Raw genomic sequence first — 6581 nt, 5'->3', positions numbered from 1 at the left:
CTGTACAACTACGAGTTGTCCTGCCTTTCGGTCGCGTTGGGCGTCTTCCGCACCCTGCTGCGCACGGGATGCTGGCGGTTACTGACGGCTGCTGGAGGGGTGTCCGTACGGGCCCGCGTGTGGGGCCGCGGGCCCTTCCGCGTTCCCGCCACCGCCCCGAAAACCGGTTACGGATCGTGGACGCACGTTCGATACGGTGCTCCCGAACGAACTTTGGGGGAATCGACATGGGGAAGAACCGGGGACCGATCCGCGCAGTGGGCGCGGCCGTCTCGGTGGTGCTGCTGGTCGCCGGAGCGGCGGCCTGCGGCAACGACGACAAGAAGGACACGGCGAAGGCCGACTCCACCGCCACGGCCTCGGCGGCGCCGACGTCCAAGGCGCCGGAGGCCTTCTCGGCGGCCGGCTACCGCGGCCTCAAGCCGGGGACGGCGAAGGACGCCGGGCTGGCCACCGGTGCGCTGGAGGCGGCGCCGGTCTCGCTGCTCGACGGCTGCACCGACTTCGTCTACAAGGGCGGCCCGGCACCGGACAAGACCCGGATGGACGCCGAGGCGGCCACCGAGGCCCGCTACAAGGACCTCAATGCCCAGGCGGACGCGGCCCAGGGCAAGGCCCCCGCCCCGGCGGGCACGCTGCCGCCAGGGGCCTCCGCGAAGGATGCCGCCGCGGCCGCCGCCGGTTCGGCCGCCGCGGCCAAGGACTCGGCCGCCACCGCCAAGCTGATGGCCGACGCCACCAAGTCCATCGCGGACATGTGGGTGGCCCGCGAGGCCAAGGACAAGGCCTTCCTGGCCACCGGCCGGGTCTCCTTCGCCGCCACCGGCCTGCGCGAACTGGTCGCCCCGGCCGAGGCCAGGACCGCCGAGGGCATCGGTGCCGGCTCCACCCTGGACGCCCTCCAGCAGGCGTACGGCGCCAAGGGCCTCCAGCTGGCCAAGAGCGGCAAGTACGAGCTGCCGGTCGAGGGACAGCAGGGCTGGAAGTACGAGTTCACCGTGGACGGCGGCAAGGTCGTCGGCATGGCCGTGGCCAACCGCGACATCAAGTGCGTCTGACCGCCTGACCGCGACGGTTCCGGTGCTGGGGCCCGCCTTCGAGATCATCTCGAAGGCGGGCTTCGTGTTCTCCGTGCTCGCATTCCCACAGCGGAGCGAAACGCCTCTTGTTCTCTGCACAGGAAGTCGGTCCGGTCGACTTCCTGCGCAGGTGGCGCCGAAGCCCCGCGTGCGGACCCTAGCGGGAGGCAGCGCGCTGGAGGGCGCTGGCGAGGAGGGCGAGGTCGGTGGGGCCGTTGCCGAGTTCGCGGACCGGGCGGCGGGCGGGCGGTGCGCCCAGCTGGAGGGGGTCTATCGCGACCACGGTGGGGCGCAGGGTGGCGGTGCGCGGGATGCGGCCGCTGATGCGGGCGGTCTGGAAGGCGGTGACGCCGCCGTCCGGGCGGCGCAGGTAGCCGCGGCCGGGGGTGTCCTCGGGGAGGGCGGCCGCGTCGCCGAGGTGGATCAGCAGGTCGGAGTCGGCCGGGTCCTCGGTGCGCAGGGCGATCCGCAGCAGGGCGGCCTCGTCGACCTCGGTGCCGGCGCTCTCCTCGGGGCGGCCGGTGGCGACGGCGAGGTGGATGCCGAGCGGGCCGCCGCGCCGGGCGACGGCGGCGAGCGCGCGGGCCAGCGGGCGGCCGACCGGGGAGGTGGGGGAGAGCAGGGCGTCGTAGTCGTCGACGACGACGACCAGCCGGGCCGGGACGGGGCCCGTGGGGGCGGCGGACGGCCGGGAGTCCTCGGCGCTGCGCGGCTGGATGATCCGCGCCGCGGTGGAGGTGGTGCCGGCGCCGACGGTGGCGGGGACCGGTACGGAGGTCGCGCCGTGGTCGTCCAGCCGCTGCCCGTCCAGGCCGTGTCCGTCCAGGATGTGCCCGTCCAAGATCCGGGCGGCGTGCCAGGAGGCGAAGTCCAGCCCGTCGAACAGCCGCTCCCGCAGGGCGAGTTCGTCCTCCAGCGCCTCGGCGGCGAGGAGTGCGGCGCGCGGGTCGGCGACGGCGTTCACCCGGCCGGTGACGTGCGGCAGCTCGGTGCAGCCGTCCAGTCCGTCCTGGCCGTCGCCGGTGGCCCGGCCCTCGATGAGGGTGACGGCGAGGCGCTCGGGCCGCTCGGAGACGGCGAGCGAGGCGACCAGGGTGCGCAGCAGCTCCGTCTTGCCGGAGCCGCGGGCGCCGCCGATCAGCAGGTGGGGGCCGCCCGGGTCGGGGGAGGGCAGGGTGAGTTCGGGGTCGGCCAGGTCGAGGGTGCACAGCTCGTCCCGGGTGGTGCCGAGCAGGGCGGTGGCGGCGCCGATGCCGCCGGCGTGGGCGGCCCAGCGGGCGGAGAGCTTGGCCGGGGTGACGGTGTCGAGCTGGAGCAGGTCGAGCAGCCGCAGCGCGTCCGGCAGCGGGCCGCGGGAGACCGGGGCGGCTTCGCGCAGCGGGGCGAGGAGGCGGGCCAGCCGTTCGGCCCAGGCGTCGGAGACGGCGTCCAGCGAGACCTCGTGCAGGGTTTCCCGGCCGCGGGCGACCGGGCGGTCCAGGGAGAGCTGGGTGCCGACCTCGCCGGTGATCAGGGCGGTGGCGCCGAGGCCGCGGGGGAGCAGTTCGGGCTGTTCGGCGAGGCAGACCGGGAAGATGCCGACCGCCGGGCCCTGGCGCAGCAGCAGGTCGAGCGCGTGCCGGGCGGCCTCGGTGGCCGGGCGGCCGTCCACCACGACCACGGTGGCGGGGTGGCCGCCGGGGCCGGTCGGGCCGCTGAGCCGGGCGGTGAGCTCGGTGAGCCGGGCGGTGGCCTGGTCGTCGTCGAAGCCGGTCAGCAGGCGGCAGTCCTGGCCGTCGACGGGGCGCAGGTGGGGCAGCCACAGCGCCCAGGCCCAGGTGTCGACGCGGTCCTCGGGGCTGCGGGCCGGGTCGGCGTCGACCACGACGAGGCTCAGTCCGGTCGGCGGGTGCAGTGCGGCGAGCTGGGCGACGACGGCGCGGGTGAGCGCGTCCAGGCGTTCGCGCGGGCCGCTGAGGCCGAGGCTGCCGGCGGTCTGGAGGTCGAGGGTGACGGGGACGGCGGGCAGCATGGTGCCGGGGGTGGTGCCGGCGCCGCCGGGGCGGTCGGCGGTGCCCAGCCGCAGGGTGAGCGCGTCGGGGTGGCCGGGGCCGCGCTCCCACAGTCGGGGGCCGGGGCCGACGGCGTTGAGCAGCACGGTGGCGAGGTCGGGCCAGCGCTCCCGCTGGGCGGCGGCCTGGCGCAGCCGTACGGCGGTGTGGTGGCGTTCGGCGCTCTCCTGGCCGGGCGGCTCGGCGGCGCGGCCGGGCAGCAGGGCGAGGAGGCCGCGGCCGCGGCCCGGGGCGGGCTCGGGGGCGGTGGGCGGTTCGAGGACGGGCGGCGCGGGCCGGACGGGGCCGGGGGCGGCGAGCTGGAGGTGGCCGTTGCCGTCGGGCAGGGCGGCGCGGGCCGGCTCGCCGAGCGGTTCGAGGACCTGGAGGGTGGACTCGCCGATCCGCAGCAGCGCGCCGTGTTCCAGGGGGACGGCGGCCTCGGGCGGCAGGGGCGGGACGATCCGGCCGTCCAGGGTGGTGCCGTTGGTGGAGCCGAGGTCGCGGACGGTGGCCCGGCCGTCCTCGCCGAGGTGCAGGGCGAGGTGCAGCCGGGAGACGTCCGGGTCGTCGAGCGGGACGTCGGCCTCGCCGGAGCGGCCGATCCGGATCTCCCGGCCGTGCAGCCGGTGCACGCCGCCGGCGTCCGGGCCGCCGACCACGCGAAGTTCGGCCGCGGCGCGGGTGTCGTCGGGGTCGTCGGCGGTGGGGTCGGGCTCGTTGAGGCTGAGCACGGCGCCGTCGAGCAGCGGGGGGTGGCCGAGGAGGGTGTGCTCGTCCACCCGGTGCGCCCCGGCGTACAGGTGCACATGGGTGGCGGCCCGTGGCCCGCGCACGCCGACGGCGCCCGCGAGTGCGCCCGCGATGGCGCCGAGCGCGGTGCCGACGGGTGCGGTGACCAGCACGTCCACGTAGGGGATGGCGGAGCCGGCGGCGGTCGGGCCGCTGCGCGGTCGGAGGACGGTCAGCCGGATCTGCATCTCGCCCGCGGGTCCCTTCTGCTGGTGTGATGCCTGGTACCGCTGCCCGGTGTCGTCGCGCACGCGCGGGGCGATCGCGGCGACCCTTGGGCCACACGAGTGGCGAGTGTCCATCCTGCCATCCGGCGCGGACGGTCCGCGCACCGTACCGGATTTGACGATCTTGCGATCATCGCCATGGTGGAGGCGACGGAGGGTCAGGTCAACCGTCGCTCCGCCCGCCCGGCCGAGGGGCCCGGCGGCCGCCTCCGGGTGGTTCCCTAGGGGATGTCCCCCAACCCTGCTCCGACCGCCAGCCGGTCACCTCAAAAACCCGTACGGACACCGTTAGAGTGGCCGCAAACACGGGCCCGGCAGGCTCACCGCACACCGGCGGGGGAGCGCCCCGCGGGCGGCACGGCGAGGAGTGCGACAGGTGCGGCCAGTCGGCAGCAAGTATCTGCTTGAGGAGACCCTGGGGCGGGGTGCCACCGGGACGGTCTGGCGCGGTCTGGTGCGCCAGGACGTCCAGGTGCCGGGCAGCGAGCCCGGGCAGCAGGTGGCCATCAAGGTGCTGCGCGAGGAACTGGCGGCCGACCCGGACGTGGTGATGCGCTTCCTGCGCGAGCGTTCGCTGCTGCTGCGGCTGAGCCACCCGAACATCGTCCGGGTCCGCGACCTGGTCGTCGAGGGCGAGCTGCTGGCGCTGGTGATGGACCTGGTGGAGGGCCCCGACCTGGCCCGCTACCTGCGCGCCAACGGCCCGTTCAGCCCGATCGCCGGCTCCCTGCTGATGGCCCAGGTCGCGGACGCGCTGGCGGCCAGCCACGCGGACGGCATCGTCCACCGCGACCTCAAGCCGGCCAACGTGCTGCTCGCCTCCACCGGGGTGCAGGGCACCGAGCAGATGCACCCGCTGCTCACCGACTTCGGCATCGCCCGGCTGGCCGACTCCCCGGGCGTCACCCGCACCCACGAGTTCGTCGGCACCCCCGCGTACGTCGCGCCGGAGTCCGCCGAGGGCCGCCCGCAGACCTCCGCGGTGGACGTCTACGGCGCCGGGATCATGCTGTACGAGCTGGTCACCGGCCGCCAGCCGTTCCAGGGCGACAGCGCCCTGGCGGTGCTCCAGGCCCACCTGGCGCAGGAGCCGCAGCGGCCCAGCACCATGCCCGAGCCGCTCTGGACGGTGATCGAGCGCTGCCTGCGCAAGGACCCGGCACAGCGGCCGAGCGCCACCGTGCTGGCCCGCGCCCTGCGGGTGGTCGCGGCCGGGGTCGGCGTGCACGCCTCGCCGGCGGCGGTGGACGAGGCCCTGGCGGTCGGCGCCCTGCTGCTGCCGGACCCGCGGCCGACCGCCGTGCCCGGCACCGTGCCGGTGGCCCCCGGCGGGCCCGGACCGTTCGGGGCCGACGACCGCACCCAGGTGCTGCCCCCGCCCCCGGGCGTCCCGCCGTACGACCCGGCCGGGCAGTACGACCCGGCCGCGGCGACCCGGGTGATGGGCACCCAGCCGCCGCCCGCGCCCCCGTACGGCACCCAGGACCGCACCCAGGTGATGCCGCCCACCGCCGTGCCGCCGCCCCCGCCGGTCGCCCCGGCCGGGCCGCCGCCGGAGGAGGCGCCGCACCCCTGGCAGACCCAGCTGAGGGCGGCGCGCGACCGCAACCAGCAGACCCAGGTCGGCTACTTCGGGCCGGAGGACTTCGAGGACCCGCAGGTCGCCCCGCCGCCCTACCAGGCGCACCAGGGGGGCCAGGCCCAGCAGGGCGGCCAGGGCGGTCACGCCGGCCAGGGCGCGCCCGGCTACCAGCCGCAGCCCCCGGCCGGCTACCGCCCGGACCAGCGCCGCCAGGCGCCGCCGCCCGGCTACGCCCAGCGCCCGCCGGTCGCCCCGCCGCCCTACCAGGTCAACCAGGGCGGGCAGGGCGGCCAGGGCGGCGGCCGTCCGCAGCCGCCCGGCGGCTACCGGCAGGCCCCGTCCGGCCAGGGCGGGCCGCAGGGCGGCTACCCGCCGCCGCCCGCGCCCACCCCGGTGCCGCGCCGGGCCGAGCCGCCCGCGCCGCAGCACCGGGAGTCCCGGCCGCCGCGGGAGGAGCCGCGGGAGCCGTCCCGCCGGGAGAGCGCCCCGCCGCGCGAGCGGCGTCCGCGCAGCCGCAACCGGATGTACATCCCGGGGCTGGGCTGTCTCAAGGGCTGCCTGATGGTGCTGCTGGTGCTGGCGGTGGCCGCGCTGGCGCTGTGGAACTTCACGCCGCTGCCGCACTACTGGGACAACGTCGTGGGCTGGTTCGACTCCGCCCGGGACTGGGTGAACAGCGTCATCGGCAGTTCCAACGGCTGACGCGGGCCCGGGCGGCCGACGGGGTGCGGGCCGGGGCGACCGGCCGCCCCGGCGGCTGACCGGGCGTCCGGTCCCGCCCCGGAAGCCATGATTGACGCTTTGTCGACAATTCCCGAGATTTCTCGCCCCCGAGTGCCGCTCCACGGCCCCCAGGCGGCCCGCACGGGGG

Annotated in this window: 3 protein-coding genes; 2 read left to right on the top strand and 1 reads right to left on the bottom strand. The window is 76.8% G+C overall.

The window, feature by feature from the left end; translation table 11 throughout:
- The first annotated feature begins 227 nt into the window (after positions 1-227).
- The gene (locus ACFXOZ_RS11285; RefSeq protein ID WP_380589516.1) at positions 228-1058 is read left to right on the top strand and encodes a hypothetical protein; all 831 of its coding nucleotides are present in this window, start codon (positions 228-230) and stop codon (positions 1056-1058) included.
- Positions 1059-1236: 178 nt separating this feature from the next.
- On the opposite strand, the gene ACFXOZ_RS11280 is transcribed toward ACFXOZ_RS11285, so the two are convergent.
- The gene (locus ACFXOZ_RS11280; RefSeq protein ID WP_380589513.1) at positions 1237-4152 is read right to left on the bottom strand and encodes an FtsK/SpoIIIE domain-containing protein; all 2916 of its coding nucleotides are present in this window, start codon (positions 4150-4152) and stop codon (positions 1237-1239) included.
- 352 nt (positions 4153-4504) lie between these two features.
- On the opposite strand from ACFXOZ_RS11280, the gene ACFXOZ_RS11275 reads away from it, so the two are divergent.
- A complete protein-coding gene (locus ACFXOZ_RS11275) occupies positions 4505-6412 on the top strand; it encodes a serine/threonine-protein kinase (RefSeq protein ID WP_380589510.1) in 1908 nt (635 codons plus the stop codon).
- Positions 6413-6581 lie beyond the last annotated feature (169 nt).

Origin of the sequence: Kitasatospora sp. NPDC059160 (genome assembly GCF_042755465.1) — a bacterium.
GTDB lineage: Bacteria > Actinomycetota > Actinomycetes > Streptomycetales > Streptomycetaceae > Kitasatospora.
This window is presented reverse-complemented; position numbering and strand designations above follow the sequence as displayed.